Source organism: Butyricimonas paravirosa (assembly GCF_032878955.1).
Classification (GTDB): Bacteria; Bacteroidota; Bacteroidia; order Bacteroidales; family Marinifilaceae; genus Butyricimonas; species Butyricimonas paravirosa.
Window position 1 is genome coordinate 649,199 of the sequence record NZ_CP043839.1, and the last position, 17,685, is coordinate 666,883.

21 protein-coding genes are annotated in these 17,685 nt (G+C 41.2%); 10 read left to right on the forward strand and 11 right to left on the reverse strand.

Going from position 1 to position 17,685, the window contains the following annotated elements; genetic code table 11:
- Window positions 1-30: 30 nt before the first annotated feature.
- Genes F1644_RS02805 through F1644_RS02815 form a run of 3 tightly spaced genes read left to right on the forward strand, consistent with a single transcriptional unit; the run spans window position 31 to window position 2,033 of the window.
- Entirely contained in the window at window positions 31-414 is a 384-nt protein-coding gene (locus tag F1644_RS02805) for a MobC family plasmid mobilization relaxosome protein (RefSeq protein ID WP_117673319.1), read from the forward strand.
- Window positions 380-1,303, forward strand: coding sequence for a relaxase/mobilization nuclease domain-containing protein (locus tag F1644_RS02810; protein ID WP_117673322.1), 924 nt, complete (start codon window positions 380-382; stop codon window positions 1,301-1,303). Before F1644_RS02805 ends, F1644_RS02810 begins: the two co-directional genes overlap by 35 nt.
- Window positions 1,304-1,307: 4 nt before the next feature.
- Entirely contained in the window at window positions 1,308-2,033 is a 726-nt protein-coding gene (locus tag F1644_RS02815; RefSeq protein ID WP_117673324.1) for a hypothetical protein, read from the forward strand.
- A gap of 42 nt (window positions 2,034-2,075) precedes the next feature.
- Here F1644_RS02815 and F1644_RS02820 read toward each other — a convergent pair whose 3' ends face one another.
- The 5 genes from F1644_RS02820 to F1644_RS02840 form a co-directional block, all read right to left on the reverse strand.
- Entirely contained in the window at window positions 2,076-2,408 is a 333-nt protein-coding gene (locus F1644_RS02820; protein WP_005645903.1) for a helix-turn-helix domain-containing protein, read from the reverse strand.
- Window positions 2,409-2,538: 130 nt separating this feature from the next.
- Window positions 2,539-2,958, reverse strand: a complete 420-nt coding sequence (locus F1644_RS02825; RefSeq protein WP_005645906.1) for an RteC domain-containing protein — start codon at window positions 2,956-2,958, stop codon at window positions 2,539-2,541.
- On the reverse strand, window positions 2,912-3,151 hold the full coding sequence (locus F1644_RS02830; protein WP_005645908.1) for a hypothetical protein: 240 nt from the start codon (window positions 3,149-3,151) through the stop codon (window positions 2,912-2,914). The genes F1644_RS02825 and F1644_RS02830 overlap by 47 nt, the downstream gene beginning before the upstream one ends.
- Window positions 3,152-3,182: 31 nt before the next feature.
- Entirely contained in the window at window positions 3,183-4,115 is a 933-nt protein-coding gene (locus tag F1644_RS02835; protein WP_005645910.1) for a helix-turn-helix transcriptional regulator, read from the reverse strand.
- On the reverse strand, window positions 4,112-4,738 hold the full coding sequence (locus F1644_RS02840; RefSeq protein ID WP_004315354.1) for a Type 1 glutamine amidotransferase-like domain-containing protein: 627 nt from the start codon (window positions 4,736-4,738) through the stop codon (window positions 4,112-4,114). The genes F1644_RS02835 and F1644_RS02840 overlap by 4 nt, the downstream gene beginning before the upstream one ends.
- Window positions 4,739-5,647: 909 nt before the next feature.
- Here F1644_RS02840 and F1644_RS22705 point away from each other — a divergent pair.
- Window positions 5,648-5,713: a hypothetical protein gene (locus F1644_RS22705; protein ID WP_370819010.1), complete on the forward strand. Its 66-nt coding sequence runs from the start codon at window positions 5,648-5,650 to the stop codon at window positions 5,711-5,713.
- A gap of 4 nt (window positions 5,714-5,717) precedes the next feature.
- Here the strand turns inward: F1644_RS22705 and F1644_RS02845 are convergent, their stop codons facing one another.
- Entirely contained in the window at window positions 5,718-6,305 is a 588-nt protein-coding gene (locus F1644_RS02845) for a hypothetical protein (RefSeq protein ID WP_118302131.1), read from the reverse strand.
- A 169-nt stretch (window positions 6,306-6,474) separates the two neighbouring features.
- Here F1644_RS02845 and F1644_RS02850 point away from each other — a divergent pair, with 169 nt between their 5' ends.
- From F1644_RS02850 to F1644_RS02860, 3 genes are all read left to right on the forward strand, one after another.
- Window positions 6,475-7,095 carry a nuclear transport factor 2 family protein gene (locus F1644_RS02850; protein ID WP_118594399.1) on the forward strand — a complete coding sequence of 207 codons (621 nt, stop codon included), beginning with the start codon at window positions 6,475-6,477 and terminating at the stop codon, window positions 7,093-7,095.
- Between the two features lie 265 nt (window positions 7,096-7,360).
- Window positions 7,361-8,278 (forward strand): DMT family transporter, encoded by a 918-nt coding sequence (locus tag F1644_RS02855; protein WP_118302130.1) that lies wholly within the window; start codon window positions 7,361-7,363, stop codon window positions 8,276-8,278.
- A complete protein-coding gene (locus F1644_RS02860; protein ID WP_117722522.1) occupies window positions 8,275-8,817 on the forward strand; it encodes a DUF2500 family protein in 543 nt (180 codons plus the stop codon). The genes F1644_RS02855 and F1644_RS02860 overlap by 4 nt, the downstream gene beginning before the upstream one ends.
- A gap of 3 nt (window positions 8,818-8,820) precedes the next feature.
- Here F1644_RS02860 and F1644_RS02865 read toward each other — a convergent pair whose 3' ends face one another.
- Entirely contained in the window at window positions 8,821-9,840 is a 1,020-nt protein-coding gene (locus F1644_RS02865) for a helix-turn-helix transcriptional regulator (RefSeq protein ID WP_168044327.1), read from the reverse strand.
- Window positions 9,841-9,953: 113 nt separating this feature from the next.
- Here F1644_RS02865 and F1644_RS02870 point away from each other — a divergent pair, with 113 nt between their 5' ends.
- The 3 genes from F1644_RS02870 (at window position 9,954) to ung (ending at window position 14,038) form a co-directional block, all read left to right on the forward strand.
- The gene (locus F1644_RS02870) at window positions 9,954-11,534 is read left to right on the forward strand and encodes a TROVE domain-containing protein (protein ID WP_158572083.1); all 1,581 of its coding nucleotides are present in this window, start codon (window positions 9,954-9,956) and stop codon (window positions 11,532-11,534) included.
- Between the two features lie 448 nt (window positions 11,535-11,982).
- Complete coding sequence (locus tag F1644_RS02875) at window positions 11,983-13,293, forward strand: RtcB family protein (RefSeq protein ID WP_118302127.1); 1,311 nt, start codon at window positions 11,983-11,985, stop codon at window positions 13,291-13,293.
- An 82-nt stretch (window positions 13,294-13,375) separates the two neighbouring features.
- A complete protein-coding gene (gene ung / locus F1644_RS02880) occupies window positions 13,376-14,038 on the forward strand; it encodes a uracil-DNA glycosylase (RefSeq protein WP_118302126.1) in 663 nt (220 codons plus the stop codon).
- A 46-nt stretch (window positions 14,039-14,084) separates the two neighbouring features.
- Here the strand turns inward: ung and F1644_RS02885 are convergent, their stop codons facing one another.
- From F1644_RS02885 to F1644_RS02900, 4 genes are all read right to left on the reverse strand, one after another.
- Window positions 14,085-14,687 carry a GNAT family N-acetyltransferase gene (locus F1644_RS02885; RefSeq protein ID WP_229782431.1) on the reverse strand — a complete coding sequence of 201 codons (603 nt, stop codon included), beginning with the start codon at window positions 14,685-14,687 and terminating at the stop codon, window positions 14,085-14,087.
- 250 nt (window positions 14,688-14,937) lie between these two features.
- Window positions 14,938-15,462: a hypothetical protein gene (locus F1644_RS02890; RefSeq protein ID WP_147344525.1), complete on the reverse strand. Its 525-nt coding sequence runs from the start codon at window positions 15,460-15,462 to the stop codon at window positions 14,938-14,940.
- A gap of 10 nt (window positions 15,463-15,472) precedes the next feature.
- Window positions 15,473-16,114, reverse strand: coding sequence for a hypothetical protein (locus tag F1644_RS02895; RefSeq protein ID WP_118302124.1), 642 nt, complete (start codon window positions 16,112-16,114; stop codon window positions 15,473-15,475).
- A gap of 24 nt (window positions 16,115-16,138) precedes the next feature.
- Window positions 16,139-17,683, reverse strand: a complete 1,545-nt coding sequence (locus F1644_RS02900) for a RagB/SusD family nutrient uptake outer membrane protein (protein WP_118302123.1) — start codon at window positions 17,681-17,683, stop codon at window positions 16,139-16,141.
- Window positions 17,684-17,685 lie beyond the last annotated feature (2 nt).

Below are 17,685 nucleotides of genomic sequence, written 5' to 3' on the forward strand. Positions count from 1 at the left end.
TTTTAAGATACCACCTAAAAGTAAAAACGTATGACAGGGATAAGGAACAAACCGGGAGGTCGCCCGGCAAAAAGCCGGATAGACAAGCAGAACCGGGTAGTCAGCACGAAGTTGACCGAGTTACAGTTCTACGCAATCAGGAAGCGAGCCACCGAAGCCGGGCTGCGTGTCAGCGAGTACGTCCGGCAGGCGGTCGTTTCGGCAGAGGTAACGCCCCGGCTGAACAGGCAGGATGCGGACACTATCCGCAAGCTGGCGGGCGAAGCCAACAACATCAACCAGCTGGCGCACCGGGCGAATGCCGGAGGGTTTGCACTGGTAGCGGTGGAACTGGTGAAACTCAAGAACAGGATTGTTGAAATCATAAACCAACTGTCGGATGATTGGAAAAATAAGAAAGGGAAGCAGATTTAAAGGCTGCGTGAACTATGTACTCGGCAAGGAACAGGCAGCCTTGCTTCATGCGGAGGGAATATTAGCCGAAAGCAACCGGGACATCATACGCAGTTTCATACTGCAAGCCGGGATGAACCCCGACCTGAAAAAGCCGGTCGGACATATTGCGCTAAGCTATTCCCCGGTGGACGCACCCAAGCTGACAGACGGGAAAATGGTACAGCTTGCGCAGGAGTACATGCGTGAAATGAAAATCACCGATACGCAGTACATCATCGTGCGCCACCAAGACCGGGAACATCCGCACGTACATATCGTGTTCAACCGTATAGACAACAACGGCAAGACCATTTCGGACAGGAACGACATGTACCGCAACGAGCAGGTATGCAAGAAGCTGAAAGCCAAACACGGGCTTTATTTCGCTAAAGGCAAGGAGCATGTAAAACAGCACCGTTTGAGAGAGCCGGACAAATCCAAATACGAGATTTACAATGCCGTAAAGGATGAAATCGGGAAATCAAGGAACTGGCGGCAGTTACAAACCCGGCTGGCAGAAAAGGGTATCGGGATTCATTTCAAGCACAGGGGACAGACTGGCGAAGTGCAGGGCATATCTTTTTCCATAGGTGAATACACGTTCAAGGGTTCGGAGATAGACCGCAGTTTCAGTTTCTCCAAACTGGATAAATGTTTCGGGGATGCGGGGCTGAACACTGCCGGAAACAACCGACAGACGGTTTCCGCACCTGTTCAGGAGCTATCGCAGACACTGGGCAAAGCCGACAGTCCGTTACTGACAGGCTTGGGCGGTCTGTTCTCCGCCCCGTCCTCTCCGGCTGATGAAACACCCGACAATCCCGGTGAAAGAAAAAAGAAGAAAAAGAAACGACACTTAAAATTATAGGAACATGGAAAATAACTTAATTTTGGAGGGACTTCTCTCTATGGTTACGGAACTGAAAGAACGGCAGGAGAAGCAGGTAACGCCAGCCAGCCGGGAGGAAACGATTAACCGACTGGACGTTATCGAACAGCGCATTTCGGAAATGCAGGGCAAATCCGGCATTCCTGAAAACATGGTGCAGGAGATTCTAAACCAAATCGGCAGTATCAGAAAAGGTCAGTCCGAGAACCAAAAACAAGACCTTGAAGATATAAAGGGGCTTATCGTGACCTCGCACCGATATTTCAAGGAGCGGTTAAAGGTGTTGTTCCCGGCTGATGATACACCAGCCGGAGAAATAACGCCCGTTTCATGGTACGGCAAACTGATATATCGGGTAACTCCCTACCTGAAACCCAAGTTTTTTCTTCTTTCAGCAGGTTTTATTATCTGTATCATTTCGCTAATCTTGAATATTCGTTTTACGGAACGGATGCAACGGTTACAGGACAACGATATAAAATACCGCTATATCCTGATGAAAGGAAAGGCAGACGGCAGCAGCCTTGATTTGCTGGAAACGAAGTTCAGCCGGGAACGGGACAACGCTTTCATCCGAAGCCTGACCGATTCGGTGAAAGGCTTTGAATACCGCAGCAGGAAACAGGCGGAAGCGTTGGAACGGGCAAGGCTGTTGAACGAGCAAGCCGAGCAGCTAAAGGAGGAAGCCGACAAATTAGGCAAGCCATAAAACAAAAGCAAAGCCGGAGCAGAACCGCCCCGGCTTTCTAATTCACTTCTTTTTCTTCGTGCAGTGTTCTTTCTCGAACTGGCGCAACGTGGTAACGCTGAACCGCTCCTTGATGAACTCCCGGACATCGGAAGCCTTATAGTACACTTTTCCGCTGATTGTGAAATACGGCAGCGCACCGATAGCCCGGTAGCGTTGCAGGGTCTTGATACTCACCTTGAAGAGCAGGCACAAGTCCTGATTATCCAGCAGGTTGTCATCTTCGGGCAGCACCCTGTCGGCATTGCGCAGTACCCGTACATCCTTGCAGAGTTCTTCCAATTTGGCGTACAGCTTCTGCATCCATACGCTGAAATCGTCATTGTCTATATACATGATTGCTTCATTTTTCTGATTATACATTATGGTCTGTCAATCGATTGATGAAGCAAAGTTCAGAAAACGGACGCAAAGAAATTACGGGGGAGCTAATGGAATCCCCTATAAATAAATCGTAAGCCGTTGGTTATCTGTACCCTTTCTTGTCATGTTCCTTGCGAATAAGCTCTGCCAGTCCATTAAGAAACTCTGTCAGCTTGCCCGGCTTTCGTTTTATCACGTCCTCATGCTTTTGGTAACAATCACCTATCTTGATATTGAAAAGCCATTCAAAGGCTTTCGTCAAGTCCACTAAATAAACAGGCTTGCCATTTTGATACACAATCTTTTGGGAAAGGAACAGCCCGCTAACTATTTCCATGATATTGATAAGAGTGGTTCTGTCAGCGAGATATAGAGGGGAAAGGGCTTGTTTGTTGGTGCGTTGCTGCAACTGTTCCGGGTACTTGATACGCCATTCGATTAGGCGTATTTCGGTATTCAGTAACCCTATCGCTTCATCAATTAGATGCAAATAGGATATTTTTTTCCTGCTCAAACCATACACGGTATGATTTAAGACGATACAAACCAAAAGAGAAATAGCGGAGTAAAATGCTATAATCTTGTTCTGTGATACTGAAATCGGCTACATGGGTCGCCAATTCTTCGATAGCTTCTGCAAATTCAGATGCAGACACTTTACGTTGTGAGCATTCCGACAATAAGCGGAAAAATCTTTGGTCGAATATTTTTTTCATTTAGTCGATTAAAAATACTATTTGACAGCAATCAAATAGAAATGTTATTGATAATATTTTTAACTTCATATTTTAAAGAATCTGGTCTTATTATAGTTGCACTATCTGCAAAAGACAGATACCAATGTGCAAACTTACTGATTGAAAATGTTAGAAAATGAAGCTCAAACATATCCCCTATCTCTTTCTCAGATGTTAATCCGTAATAATATTTATCATCATTCATTATGGAGGTTTTATTCTTTTCTATTCTTATAACGATTTCATGTAATTTTTCTTTATCATAAAACTCGCGTATGAATTTTTCCAAAGGAGGATGTTCCCGTGATTGTAATTCATTAAGAATGTGCATTTTTTGAATTCTATCTATCCGAAATGTAAGATAGATTTCTTTGGGAAGATAAAAGCCTATTAGATACCAGTTAGTTCTCGAAAAGAAAATTCCAACAGCTTCAATCTTTCGTTCTGAAACACTTAACGCATTACTTCCCAAATAAGATATTTCAATAATTCTTTTTTGGTATATACTTTGTAAAATAAGTAAAAGAATATCAGGTTTATAGGTAGATGATTTATAAGTATCCAATACAGACATGCACTTTTCCATTGTTTCTAACATATTTTTGTCTGCAAAACGCATGACAGACCTAATCTTTTCTATTCCAGACTTATAATGTTCGTTGCTATTTGAATCAGTTAGTTCATGTACTAATTTCTCTGCAATCAAAAAGGACAAAGCCTCTTTTTGAGTAAACATTAGAGGAGATAATTTGAATCCTTCTGCAAGTGAATAACCAATACCGGGATTTCCTATGATAGGAATGCCTGCCTCTTCCAATGTTCTTATATCTCGATATACAGTGCGAATGCTTATATTAAAACGTTCTGAAATTTGCTGTGCTTTCACTAACGAGTACGATTGTAACTGAATCAATATAGCAGAAATACGGTCTATTCTATTCATTTTGCATCTTTAATTTGAATATTTGAATCTTCAATAATAACAGCTTGTTTATTACTTATAGGAATAAGCTGCAACTTCTCATTATATAGTTGAACTATCTTTTCACCTTTTTTCTTGAATGGAAAATTTCCATAATGGGGAATCGTATAAAAATCGACCAAATCTAAAGAAGTACAGTCTTTCAATTCAGGAGCCTTTTCTATTGGATCAAAATTCACACTTCTCATATATTCTGCATCGGGAGAGGCTATTATTGCTCCGGCAGATTCCCCAATATACAGTTTACCCAATTTCACTTGTTTAGATATAATTTTATCAACACCTTTTCTTTTTAACTCTTGCAAAAGGAAAAATGTATTTCCACCTGTTATGTAGATATAATCGCATTTATGTAATATAGAAGATATTTCCTCTTTGGGCAGTTGGGTAATCTCGACTTCTTCAACAATCATTCCTGCTTCTTCTAAAGCCTTTTTCCCCTTTTTTACATAGAATCGTATTGGTTCTGTAAGGCTTGCAGTTGGTATAAAAGCTATAATTTTCCCTTGCAAATCTTCTTTGGCACAATCGACAAATAGATTAGCAACATCAGCAAATGATGAGCATAAAAATAATCTTTTCATATTCTATAATATTAAGTTGAATACTTTTTGATACAAAGATAGCGTCTTCTATGACAGCCCTATGTCAGTAAGTCTAATATTGAAGAGTTTTTTTCATCAAAACAATCCATTATTGAAATTTACCCTATTTGTAATGTGGCTGCACGTTTCGAAACCAGTGGGGTTTATGTAGTTATACATATTACTCGATAAAAATACTCCTTTACGATTCAATCTATTGGGAAAATTGATACCTGACATTTCGACTAAAGTTCTTTCTATATACTTCATGGATATTGAAAACCTTCCGTCACATAGCCTGCAATTCTTCTTAATGATACAGAGAAAAATCCTCAAAACAACTCCTAAAAGAATACTGAACAAAATTCAAACAGACTTTTAGCAGTAAATACAAAAAAAGTTCTTGGAAATATTGATAATTCCAAATAAATATCTACCTTTGCACGCAGAAATCGAACCTAAGACACAAACTTGTGTTGAACGGTGCAAAGTTGTGAAAACCTTATTCAAGGGACTAACATCGTAATAAAGATATAACTTATTGAGAAATAGTGCTATACAAGCCGACTTTCGGTTGCTGGTGGCACCACAAAAATAGAGAAAACGGAGAAAACCCTTGAATTTCAAGCAAATTCGAGGGTTATTTTTTTATCATCCACGAATATTTGAGCGAAAAAGTGCATCTCACATAGCTTAATTCGTGGGTGATTTTTTTTACACGAAAATCTCCCACAATTGAGGTGATAAAACACTGTATTACATCATATTACCAAATAGCATTAATCGAGCAATCCTCACCTTTGAATTTACAAATTTAACAGGAGAGATTATGCAGAAACAAACTTTTAGCGTGCTGTTTTTTTCATCAGGAAAACAAAACTTTTGAAAACGAGTGAAGCACCCATTCAAATGAGAATCACTTTAGCTAGTCAGAATATAGAAATCCAACTAAAACGAAGAGCTAAGCCAATATGATGAACTACCAGTCATCATCATCTAATAATTCCAATGCAAAACCTTTAATTTTTTTCCCATCTCTTACGAGATGAAGCAAATACATCGGTTTAGTATGATTAGTAAAATTGCCCGAGTATCCAGTCTCTTTAAAGTTTGTAGCACCGCCTGACCACAAGTATTTTAAATCCCTTGAGTTTCTGTTTCTATCAAACGGGTTATAAAAATGCGAGTAGCGATCGAGAACTGGTTTCGAAGAATAATCCAGTAATGAAATATAAAGCAAAGGTTTCACGGGTAAGGTATACTTGAAATCAACTCTAGGAAATAAATCTAAATTTACATCAAATTTATTTAGAGTCAGTTTGTTCAAATATATTGAATCTCCACGCGTAAAAATATCTTTTGCGGAAACTAATTTTAGCGTGCTATCACGGGAAAATGAAAAATATATTTCTTTTTGTTCTTTCAATCTTACCGAATCAAGAAACAACCTTCTCCATAATTTCTTTTTTGCATAAAAATCGTATTCTGAAGATCTAGTCATCTTTTGGGCAGATAATACACCCAAAAATATAATTTGAATAACCAATAAAATAAACACACGTTTCATAATCGTGATTTTTGTTAGATCCTATACAAATTTACAAAGATTATTTCTAATAATAAAACTATTTAGCTAAATTAAACATGAAAATTTAAGTTATATGCAACAATTTGTTGATTATTTTTTAAAAAACTTATATACGATTTTTTATATTTACTCCCAAATTCATCATGCAATGACAAAGATTATCTTAAAAAGACCGCTTTTAGAAAGCGAAAAGGCTGTTTTAGAGAAAACAGCGATAAAAGAGTTGGTAGAGTTCGAACGTTTTTGTCGGGACAATGCCTTATGGGATGAAATGGCTAGATGCTATGCAGTCGATTCTCACGTGAATATTTCATGGTATCAAGGAACAGGACGCGGGTTTGCAGAGGCTTCCAGCAAAATGAAAAATTATGCTCCACATAAAATTCACAACACTCAAACATGGCTTAATGGCAACAAAGCTGTCACGATCATGATGGCAACGATTCAGATGCGCATGGAACTTGATGGGAACCCGGTGGAAATATCCTCTGACACGAAACTAATTTTCCGTACGCAAAAAATTAATGATCAATGGTATATTGTCGGTTTTGAATCTATATATGAAAAAGATTCGATCACACCTGTTTTTCCTAACAATAACATTCATATCCCCACGGACGAAATATCGAAATACAGGCAGAGTTATGCCAGCATTATTTACATGACCAAAAGAAACGGTATGACCGTTAATGAAAACCTCCCGGGTATCAACCGCCCTGATCTAGTCGAGAAATTGTATACCGAGGTGGATGAATGGTTATGTGAATGAAAATTTCATCTCACCACTAAAAAGAATCATTCAATATCAAACCCTTAATTATTCTAGGACATCTCCCAACCAACACGTAACAAGGGGATAACTAAAAGATAAAGATGACTCCACTCAGCTATATCTCGGCTTTAAGTCGTCTTTATCTTCGTTTTGTCCAATATCCTGCAACTTATTTCGGTAGTATAATACATAAATTATTCAAATTATACTGGAATTTTTTTTTCTTATTTTACTTTTGTGGTCGCAAAATGAATAACAGAAGATGAAAAAGGATGAATTAAAAGGCCATTTATCCATGACCACAGCCAATATGATGTGGGGATTGATGTCTCCCATCTCGAAAATGGTACTTATTACCAGCATCATAACACCTTTCATTATTGTCGAAATCCGGGTTATCGGGGCTGCCATCTTATTCTGGATTGCCTCCATTTTCACCAAACGGGAACACGTGTCCCCTCCTGACCTGTTGAAACTATTCTTCGCCTCCATGTTAGGAGTGCTTTTCAACCAAGGATTGTTCACCATAGGACTTGGCATGACCTCCCCGGTAGATGCCTCCATCATCACAACAAGTACTCCTATTCTAACAATGATCATTGCCGCAATCTACCTGAAAGAGCCTATCACAAGCAAGAAAGTATCGGGTATATTTCTAGGTGCCTCCGGAGCCTTATTATTGATCGTAAGTAACCAAAATACCGGAGGAACAACTCATAACAGTAATATTTGGGGAGATATTGTTTGCCTCACTGCCGAACTTAGTTTCGCCCTATATCTTGTTCTGTTCAAACAACTCATCAGTCGTTACACTCCTATCACACTCATGAAATGGATGTTCACTTATGCGGCAATATGTATCATTCCATTTTCTTTTCAAGACATAACACATCTGGAATGGTTGTCACTTGAACCCAATATATGGTATGGTCTCAGCTTTATCCTGCTGGGTAGCACGTTCGTCAGTTACTTGTTGGCACCTATCGGGCAACGCTATTTACGTCCTACCGTGGTAAGTATGTATTGCTATGTTCAACCGATTGTCGCAAGCTGTGTTGCTGTTTATTGGGGTATGGACTCGTTCAACCTGTTAAAAATCATCGCTGTTATTTGCGTTTTTTCCGGAGTTTTCCTGGTAACACGTAGTAAAAGTCGGGCAGACATGGAGGCGGCCGTATGAAAGCGTTATTCTCCAAAATCATCCCTTACGTAACTGTGCTACTCGCCATGCTGGCCTGGGCTTTCGGGTCTGTCCTTTACAAAGAAACACTGATTGCTTGGTGGGAACCACTCTCGATGGCTCTTATACTCGCTATTGCAACTCTGTTTTTCGCAAAAAAATGGCAATGGCTAACTCGTTCCGATAATAACATATTGAATGGTATATGCCATCTATTTCACGCAAGCGCTTTCTGTTATCTCATGATCTTGGGCGGAAACTTCATGCTCGCAGATCCGTCTTCTACCCGGGAAGAAAAAGTAACCGTACTATCAAAACATATCGAAACACACAAGCAAACCCGTAGAGTCGGAAACCACCGTTATGTTCCAGCCGGGGAAAGAAAAGAATATTACCTGCAAGTAATTTTCGAAAACGGGACACGAAAAAAACTCCCGGTTTCACTCTCCACCTATAACAAGACACGTACTAACGCAACCAGAACTCTAACCTTGGAAAAAGGATTCTTTGGTTATACCATCATCAAAAAAGGAATATAAAAATCAGTTCTGCCGGTATAGATCATTTGCCTGTTGAAATTTGGATGCCATCTGTTGCACCAACATAGGTGGTGATAGCACCCGAATCCCTTCGGCAAATCCACAAATCTCCCGTCTTAGCTCTTGATTTATAACCACCTCTATCTCGAACACGATAGACCCATCTTTTTGTCTTTCCACCACCCGTTGCGACTTATGCAGAGGTTTGGTTTCCACGTATGGAGCGTTGAGTCGATCTACCCAAAAACGAACCACTTCAGCCCTTGATCCTGTGTTTTTAGTTACCCCGACAAGATCGTCAAAAAACGTGACCGGATCAAACACCGTGCTTTCCCTGTAAGATTCCTCTTTAGCGATTTCAAGACTATGAATACGGTCAAGTGCCAAGTTTACAAGCACGGACGTTCCCTGTTTTACCCCGAACACGAACCAACGATTCCGATACTCTTTCAGTAAATAAGGATAGAACAAAAACGATGACGCGGATCGGGCCTTGAAAGACCGGTATTTCATCCGCAGCACTTGTTTGCTCACCACCGCGTGATAAATCATATCCAGATAATCAATCCCCTTCAGACTCTCGTTCTTCTCGAAATCAATCACCGGGATTGTTTTCTGACGGGCTGAAGTCACATGATCCTCCAAACGACTGATAATATCCCCCATATTCGAGAAATAAGAGAACCCTTTAAACTGGCGCAACACCTCTACGGCCTCCGACATCACTTTCAAATCCTGCTCCGACAAGGGAGTGTTCGTGATACTATACTCCTCGTCTTCGTATTTATAGTATTTGTTATCATATACCACGATCGGGGCATTATAACCCAATTTCTCGCTACGCATCATTTGTATATCCATCTGAATCGTGCGTCGACTGATTCCTTTCGTGATCCCCTCGTACTCGTACAAGGCATCGGAACACGCGTCAATCAAATCTTCAAGCGTCCATCTTCTATATTTGTTACGCAGGCAGTTATCTATTGTTTTATAACGGATTAGGGCATTACGATTCGCTGGCATAAAAACAGGATAAAAATTATTTTTTCAAAAATATGAAAATAATTTCAGTTACGCAAAAAGCTTGCGCACCTACCTATGCATCTTTGTGGTGTAAAACGAAAAAAGATACAATTATGAAATTCAATTTTACAAACAAAGGAAAAGACACTACCGTGAATTACATGGGAGCCAAGGCTTACAAAATGACGCCGGAAATGGAACTCTATTCAACCGTAGTCACCTGCGTGGTCGATGATTCATACTACGAATCAAACACGGACAGGGTTTGCAGGATCAAAAATCTGATCGCGAAATGCAGTCCCGAGTTTGTAGCCAGACTCGCTGTATATGCTCGCACGGAAATGAACTTGCGTTCGGTACCGATGATACTGACTGTTGAATTGGCAAGATTGTATTCCGGTAACGAAATTGTGAAACGTGCCGTTGCGGGTGTAGTAAAACGAGCTGACGAAATCACCGAGATTCTCGCTTATTACCAAATCGCCAACAAACGGGAAGGGAGCAAAAAGTTGAACCGATTGTCAAAACAAATACAAAAAGGATTGATCGAATCGTTCAACAGGTTTGACGAGTATCAATTCGCCAAATACAATGCCAACTCGGCTGTAAGCCTGCGAGACGCATTGTTTCTGGTTCACCCGAAAGCAAAGGATGAAGCACAACAAGCTGTATTTGACAAAATCGTATCGGGGCAACTAGCTATTCCTTACACGTGGGAAACCGAATTATCCGAACTGGGTAAACAAGCGTTCGAAAACGAGAAAGCGAAAGCCCAAGCCGTTTCCGAAAAATGGGAGAAACTAGTGTCAAGCGGTCAAGTGGGTTACATGGCTCTATTACGCAACTTGCGGAATATCGTCACGAAAAGCACTGATAAAGCATTGGATATGACCTTGAATATCCTGACAAACGAATACCGGATCAGAAAAGCAAAACAAATGCCTTTCCGTTATTTGTCAGCATTCCTGGAAATAGACAAACTGGCCAGAGAAACCTCTATATTCGAAGGAGAAAAAGCGAAAATAAAGAAAGCCTTGACAGCTTTGGAAAAAGCGCTGGTAATCAGTTGTGACAATATCCCGATCCGCGAGGGGAAAACCGTGATACTATCCGATAACTCCGGAAGTATGTACGGGGACCGGGGTGGGAAATCCCTAGTGTCGGCCATGAGCGAACGAAAAACTTCGGATATTGCCAACTTGTTTGCCGTGTTGTATTGGAACAAATGCAAAGACACTTACGTCGGGCTGTTTGGTGATCGGTTAATTGATGCGAACTTGAGTCGCTCGGTAAACGTGTTCGAGAATTTCAACATCATTAACCAAGCCGCCAAGAAATGCGGCCCGGCAACGGAAAGAGGAATATTCGACTACATGGAATATTTGATAAAATCAAAAACGATTGTAGACAGAATCATTATATTCTCTGACTGTCAAGTCGGTGACGGATGCAACTGGTACGATCACAAAGGAAATCGGGGAGAAAACTTCAACCGCCTTTTCCAGAAATACCTGAAGATCAACCCGGACGTGAGGGTCTATACGATTGACTTGAGAGGTTACGGGAACAGCATGACCAAAGATAACGGCAACGTGATCCTCGTCAGCGGGTGGAGTGAAAAAATATTCGATATGATATATTATATCGAACAAGGTTCCTCGGTTGTCAACGAAATAATGAAAATAGAAATATAAAAGCGTTCTTTGAAACAACAATATAAAGCAAGTGCCGTAGACAAGAGTTACTTCGCATATAACGCCTGGGTCGCGGGTTCGAATCCCGCCACTTCCACGATCTGTAAATCACGAACAAGGGAGTGTAGCTCAGTGGGTAGAGCAGGAAACAGTCTCTTATCGCTTGTAGCCTTGCTTTTAAATTACTAAAACAGGATGTCGTAGAGAAGGGTTACTTCGACTCAATTTAGGGGAGGAATAGTGAGGTCGTAAAATCGACGAGACTATCCGGTTCGACTCCGGCAAGTCATGCCCCGTTTCCTTTCTCGCTTGTTACTCCTGTTTTTTACAAATGAAACTCACGCGGATGCCGTAAAACAGGGTTACTTCGTTAAAGTGGTCACCACGGGTTCGAATCCCGTACGATCCTTGTTTGCCCGTTGCTCCGCGTATATTAAAAACAAAAATCATGATAGAATTAAAAGGAACATACAATCAAGATTGTAAAATTTTCATCGACGAAGTGGAAACCGAAGCCATCGAGTTGGTCCGGAACATTCTAAACCAGGAAATCTCTGCCGGAGTACAAGTACGAATCATGCCGGATACCCACGTGGGTAAGGGTATCGTGATTGGATTCACCATGCCCGTGACACGAATGGTCAACCCGAACTATATTGGTGTGGACATCGGTTGTTCCGTCACCACGTTCAAATTAAACCAGCGAATCGAAAAAGAACGATTCCCTACACTGGACCACGCCATCCGGCGTTCCATCCCCATGGGAATGCATATCCGAAAGGAAAAGAATTTGGAAGACTGGTGGATTACCCCCTATTTTGAAACCGTGAATAATAACCTTCATGCCTTTCAACAAAAATGGTTCCAGCGATTCGGGGAAACCAAAGGTTCCATTCAAGTCGATAAAGAATATATCTCCCGCTTGTGTAAAAAAATCGGTATCAAAGAAAGTACCTTCTATTGTTCCGTGGGAACATTAGGCGGTGGAAATCATTTTATCGAATTGGGAGAATCTACCAAGGATGGATCACATTACCTGACCATTCACTCCGGTTCTCGTCATTTCGGGTTGAAGGTGTGTAATTATCATGCCAAGAAAATGCATAAAACGACCGTCCTTCCGGAAGAGTACCATGAAGAATTCAAGTGTATCACGCGTGATACACTACCGACAAGTGATATTCCCCAGAAACTGGAAGAGTTAAACAAACGTTACCACGTCGGGAAAAGGGAGTATATGCTTGAAGGAGAAGATATGTATGAATATCTTGTCGATATGGTTATTGCTCAAACTTACGCGCAATTCAACCATAAAGCCATGGCAAAAGCCATATTCAAAGACTTGGGTGAAAATTACCGAGCCGTGGACACGGTTTACTCCATGCATAATTTCATCGATACGACCGATTGGATCATTCGAAAAGGAGCCATTCGAGCCTATCAAGGTGAAAAAATGGTTATCCCATTCAACATGCGTGACGGTTTGTTGATTTGCGAAGGAAAAAGTAACCCGGACTGGAACTGTTCCGCCCCTCATGGAGCCGGAAGGGTACTTGCCCGGAACAAAGCACTGAAAATACTGGATATGGAGGAATTCACGAAAGAAATGGAAGGCATTTATTCCACCTCCGTCTGCCGACAAACCCTTGATGAATCCCCGATGGCGTATAAAGATAAAGATTTGATCATGCTGGCGATACAAGACACGGCAACGATCATCGACACGATCAAACCAATCATGAACATCAAAGCTTTGTAAACAATAAAATTCTGAAAAAATGGAAATAAACGAATGAAAAATATGTTTACTTTTGTCTTCGTTTAGCAACCTAAACGCATCTATGAAGGTTCAAATAGAAGAAAGTTGGCAACAACGCTTACAGGATGAATTTGACAAACCCTATTTCGAGAAATTAGTGGCGTTTGTCAAGAGTGAATACAAGAAAGCTCATGTACTTCCTCCGGGACACCAGATATTTCATGTATTCAACGCCTGCCCCTTTGAAAAAGTAAAAATTGTCATCTTGGGACAAGATCCTTATCCTAATCCGGGTCAATATTACGGAGTATGTTTTTCCGTACCGGATGGGGTAGCTATTCCCGGCTCTCTGGCAAATATTTTTAAAGAAATACACATGGACCTGGGGACACCCATCCCGACCTCCGGGAATCTGGACCATTGGGTAACCCAAGGGGTATTCCCCATAAACTCGGTACTCACGGTTCGGGCGCACGAAACGGGATCTCACAGAGACAAAGGCTGGGAAATTTTTACCGATGCCGTGATCAAAAAATTAAGTGATGAACGGGAGAACTTGGTTTTCATGTTATGGGGAAGTTATGCCAAACAAAAGATGTCACTTATTGATACTCGTAAACATCTTGTGTTAACTACCGTACACCCCTCTCCCCGTTCTGCTGAGTATGGTTTCTTCGGTTGTAAACATTTCAGTAAAGCCAATGCTTTTCTACGAAGTAAGGGTATTCAAGAAATCAACTGGTAAACATGAAATTAAAAAAGCAGCATCCTCACGGATACTGCTTTTTTAATTAATTCTCTTTCATGATACTGTAATAATAGAAATCTATCACCTTCCCATTTTTCACGGCCGCCTTGTGCAACACCGCCTCCAATTGATACCCTGCTTTCTCCAATACACGCATGGATCCCGGATTGTAATCAAAAACCAAAGCGTAAAGTTTTTGGTAACCGAACGTTTCAAACGCGTATCGCGTGACGGCAGCCACGACTCTAGGCATGATTCCCCGTCCCCAGTAAGGTTCTCCCAGCCAATAACCGATTTCGGCTGTTACCCGTTCAATGTCACCTTCTGAACCAAACCCGATACTTCCTACTGCTTTCCCATCCACCTCGATCGCGAATCGCATCGGGGGTACAGGCATGGCATGAACCATACTGATATAATCAAAAGCATCTTGTTTCGTGTATGGATGTGGAAAGTGATCCATAACATTATTCCAAATCTTCTCATTATTAGCATTTTCGGCTAAAGAATCACAATCCGAAAAACGCCATTCACGCACCACGAATCCCTCACCTTCAATCCTAACTCTGTGCTTTTTTTCCCGTAACATTAAGAACTCATTTCCCTGATTCATCGATCGGGGCAAATCGCTTACACCTGTTTTCATAATTGCTAGATTCCAAGGAATCTCTCCTTTATCATTTTTTGTTTTTGTATATTAAAACTACGCAAACATACGTAGTTTAATAATATCTTGTTCCGTCCCCCTCAAATAAATTTTTCAACCGTCAATCTCACAGAACAGCCAAGCCAACACGAAGATAAATCCCGTATTCCAACAAAGAAAATAACAAAAGTCGGGCCGCATATTATGCTAACCCGACTTTCAAATCTACCACGTCAAAATTAAAAACACACTACTTCACGATAATCGTGAAACAATTATCCACGTCTTTAGAGTACCCCTCGTTCGAAAACGTAAGTGAAATCACATAACGTCCCACGGGAATATCATGATGACAAGGCACATTCAACATACCATCCCCTTTCACGGTCAACACGGCTTTCAATTTTCCGGCATCTCCATCATTACTCGCCACGCTTTTAATCGAAACATAAATCGGTGCAGTTCCGTCCACCCCTTCAATCGGGGTACTCGTCCACGGGATGTTATATTTATCCCGTGTATAATCCTCTCCTCCTCCTATTTCAAGCGTGGGATAAATTCCCATTTCAATACACCTTTCAGGATCAAATCCCATGTCAACATACCGCTCGTATTCCGGGTTAGGGATAATTTCCGGGACAGCATTATCCAAAACAGCCTTTACCTCCAATGAATCAATTTCATAACCGGCCTTCTCAACATTTAAGAACCCAATGGTCACATCCTGACAAGAAGCCAAGACCGCCACAAACAATATCCATACTATATTTCTCATAACCATCCTATTAAATATGTCCTAATCGATACGAGTAATTCAACGCATGTACCACGCCATTCGTCGGTTGAATATCCGGTGAAGACATGGGAATCTTTCCCCATGAAAGCGACCAGCATTTCAAACTGACTTCTCCGGCATCCGGTACCCCGGCGTAATCGCTACCCTCCCGGTAAGCGATAAAACGATTCCCCGCCAAACAGGTAATCCAAGTTCCCCCGTCCTGCCCCGATTCATTGATCTCGAACTCTTTATTTTTATAAGCAATGTCCTCCTTTAAAATCTTTCCTTTCGTAACGTGCTTCAACAGGAATTCCCTACAAAGCGATTTCGGAATATCCGAAACCTTCGTGTACACCTTCGTCAAATCTTCATTCTCGTGTGAATCAAAAATAAAACGTTGTATGGAATAAGAAGGTATTCCCCAAAATGTGATCTCCGGCATCGTGTCCACTTTTCCCTCGAACAAATCCGTCAACCCGGCATGTTCAATCATTTGTACCGTTAATTCCCAATTATAGGTATCTCCACGCATATAATCCATCATGTTACAATCATGGTAAGGTGACGATACTCCAGAATTAATCACATCCTGTTGTGTGCAAGCACTCAATATCCCCACGCAACACAATATCAATATTATAGTTCTCATCATTCTAAATTTTAAAATTCTAAATTACATATACCGCAACCAGTATGAATTCTGACGCATCAACGTATTTTTATTAAATGCACCACTTTCAATTGCATTAAAGAAACACCCGTCTATAAAATCCTGATCAGAGGCTTTTCGGAAACCCTCTTCCAACTCCGTCCGCACGTATCCATTCCGGATCACGTCATAATAGCGGTATCCCTCCATCAACAACTCTTTCTCCCGTTCCTTAAAAATTGCATAACGTAAATCCCCGCCATATTCTGAAGAAGAATAGAGTTTAGCATTTGCCCGGCGACGAATCGTGTTCAAATCCTCCATCGCTCCGGCAATATATTCCCCTCCCAAACGGGCTCGACATTCTGCCCGTAATAGGATAATATCAGCTAAACGCCACCAGATTTTGTTTTGATTAATATTACTCAAAAATTTCATCCATCCATCATCTTGATAGTAACCATATCTCCATTTATAGGGATAAGCAAAGCCATGAGTTATTTCCACGCTATCCGGATGGGCCATTTCCTCAAACTTATAAAAATAAGCGTCTTTACGCAAATCACCATCCGGGAACATCTCCCGTACAGTCGTTGTTTTAATATTAAAAGTATTCCATTCATTATCCGAAGGCGTGGCAAGATTATTAATCGGCCAATTCTCGTACTCTCTTGCAGGATTAAATTTCAACATTTGCCACATACTTCCCAATTCTATCCACTGATCCTTATACACCGATTCAAAAATACTTTCTTTACTACCCCCAACCATGACCTCCGTGCAAACCTCTTCCGGGGACAAGGCCAATTGATAAACAGATGAATCGATTACCCACGAACAAGCCCGTTCCGCTCTTAGCCAAAGTTCCCGTTCGTCATAATTTCTTTGGTCTTCCCGGGCAAAATACTTTCCCCCGGCTTTCCACGCGCATAAATGAGCTAACAAAGCATTCGCTGCTCCCTTGCAAGGAGTTGACTTATAACTAGCATATTGTCCTTTAGAATCCTTTATTTCCGAGAAATCAGGTAAAGCGTCCACGGCCTCCTGTGCCACTTCTATCGCATAATCTGCAATTTCCGTCCACGGGGATTTAGCCACTGGCTTGGGTTCGACCTCATCTTTAATCAACACGCACTCGCCCCATTCTTTCAATAAGTCATAATAAATAAAAGCCTTCAAAAAATACCCTTGACCAAGATACAAATTCTTCCGATCTTGATCAAGATCACTATGTTTCGCTAAATATATCGTCCGGTTAGCCACGGAAATCACGTTATAGTGTTGTCCCCAATCTCCACCCGGAATTACTTGTGGGTCCAGATTCCGTCTCAAAGAAAGGGTATATTCTACTTCATCAGCGTAACTACCATTCACGTAATTTGAACCATTATTATAGTGCATCATCATATAAGTCCTGATAATCGCTTGCGCCCCCCGAACAGATGCCTCCAACTCTTTCTCCGTCATGCTATTCCCGTAAGTCAAGGAATTTTTGGGTTCCATATCCAAGAGATCCTCGCACCCGACAAGAAACCAAATACTTGTTATTAAAATAATAAAATATCTCATCT

Bases quoted from the DNA above. Each gene is read 5' to 3' on its own strand.
- F1644_RS02805 (WP_117673319.1), top strand. From the start codon at position 31: ATGACAGGGATAAGGAACAAACCGGGAGGTCGCCCGGCAAAAAGCCGG.
- F1644_RS02810 (WP_117673322.1), top strand. From the start codon at position 380: ATGATTGGAAAAATAAGAAAGGGAAGCAGATTTAAAGGCTGCGTGAAC.
- F1644_RS02815 (WP_117673324.1), top strand. From the start codon at position 1,308: ATGGAAAATAACTTAATTTTGGAGGGACTTCTCTCTATGGTTACGGAA.
- F1644_RS02820 (WP_005645903.1), bottom strand. From the start codon at position 2,408: ATGTATATAGACAATGACGATTTCAGCGTATGGATGCAGAAGCTGTAC.
- F1644_RS02830 (WP_005645908.1), bottom strand. From the start codon at position 3,151: ATGAAAAAAATATTCGACCAAAGATTTTTCCGCTTATTGTCGGAATGC.
- F1644_RS02835 (WP_005645910.1), bottom strand. From the start codon at position 4,115: ATGAATAGAATAGACCGTATTTCTGCTATATTGATTCAGTTACAATCG.
- F1644_RS02840 (WP_004315354.1), bottom strand. From the start codon at position 4,738: ATGAAAAGATTATTTTTATGCTCATCATTTGCTGATGTTGCTAATCTA.
- F1644_RS02845 (WP_118302131.1), bottom strand. From the start codon at position 6,305: ATGAAACGTGTGTTTATTTTATTGGTTATTCAAATTATATTTTTGGGT.
- F1644_RS02850 (WP_118594399.1), top strand. From the start codon at position 6,475: ATGACAAAGATTATCTTAAAAAGACCGCTTTTAGAAAGCGAAAAGGCT.
- F1644_RS02855 (WP_118302130.1), top strand. From the start codon at position 7,361: ATGAAAAAGGATGAATTAAAAGGCCATTTATCCATGACCACAGCCAAT.
- F1644_RS02860 (WP_117722522.1), top strand. From the start codon at position 8,275: ATGAAAGCGTTATTCTCCAAAATCATCCCTTACGTAACTGTGCTACTC.
- F1644_RS02865 (WP_168044327.1), bottom strand. From the start codon at position 9,840: ATGCCAGCGAATCGTAATGCCCTAATCCGTTATAAAACAATAGATAAC.
- F1644_RS02870 (WP_158572083.1), top strand. From the start codon at position 9,954: ATGAAATTCAATTTTACAAACAAAGGAAAAGACACTACCGTGAATTAC.
- F1644_RS02875 (WP_118302127.1), top strand. From the start codon at position 11,983: ATGATAGAATTAAAAGGAACATACAATCAAGATTGTAAAATTTTCATC.
- ung (WP_118302126.1), top strand. From the start codon at position 13,376: ATGAAGGTTCAAATAGAAGAAAGTTGGCAACAACGCTTACAGGATGAA.
- F1644_RS02885 (WP_229782431.1), bottom strand. From the start codon at position 14,687: ATGAAAACAGGTGTAAGCGATTTGCCCCGATCGATGAATCAGGGAAAT.
- F1644_RS02890 (WP_147344525.1), bottom strand. From the start codon at position 15,462: ATGAGAAATATAGTATGGATATTGTTTGTGGCGGTCTTGGCTTCTTGT.
- F1644_RS02895 (WP_118302124.1), bottom strand. From the start codon at position 16,114: ATGAGAACTATAATATTGATATTGTGTTGCGTGGGGATATTGAGTGCT.
- F1644_RS02900 (WP_118302123.1), bottom strand. From the start codon at position 17,683: ATGAGATATTTTATTATTTTAATAACAAGTATTTGGTTTCTTGTCGGG.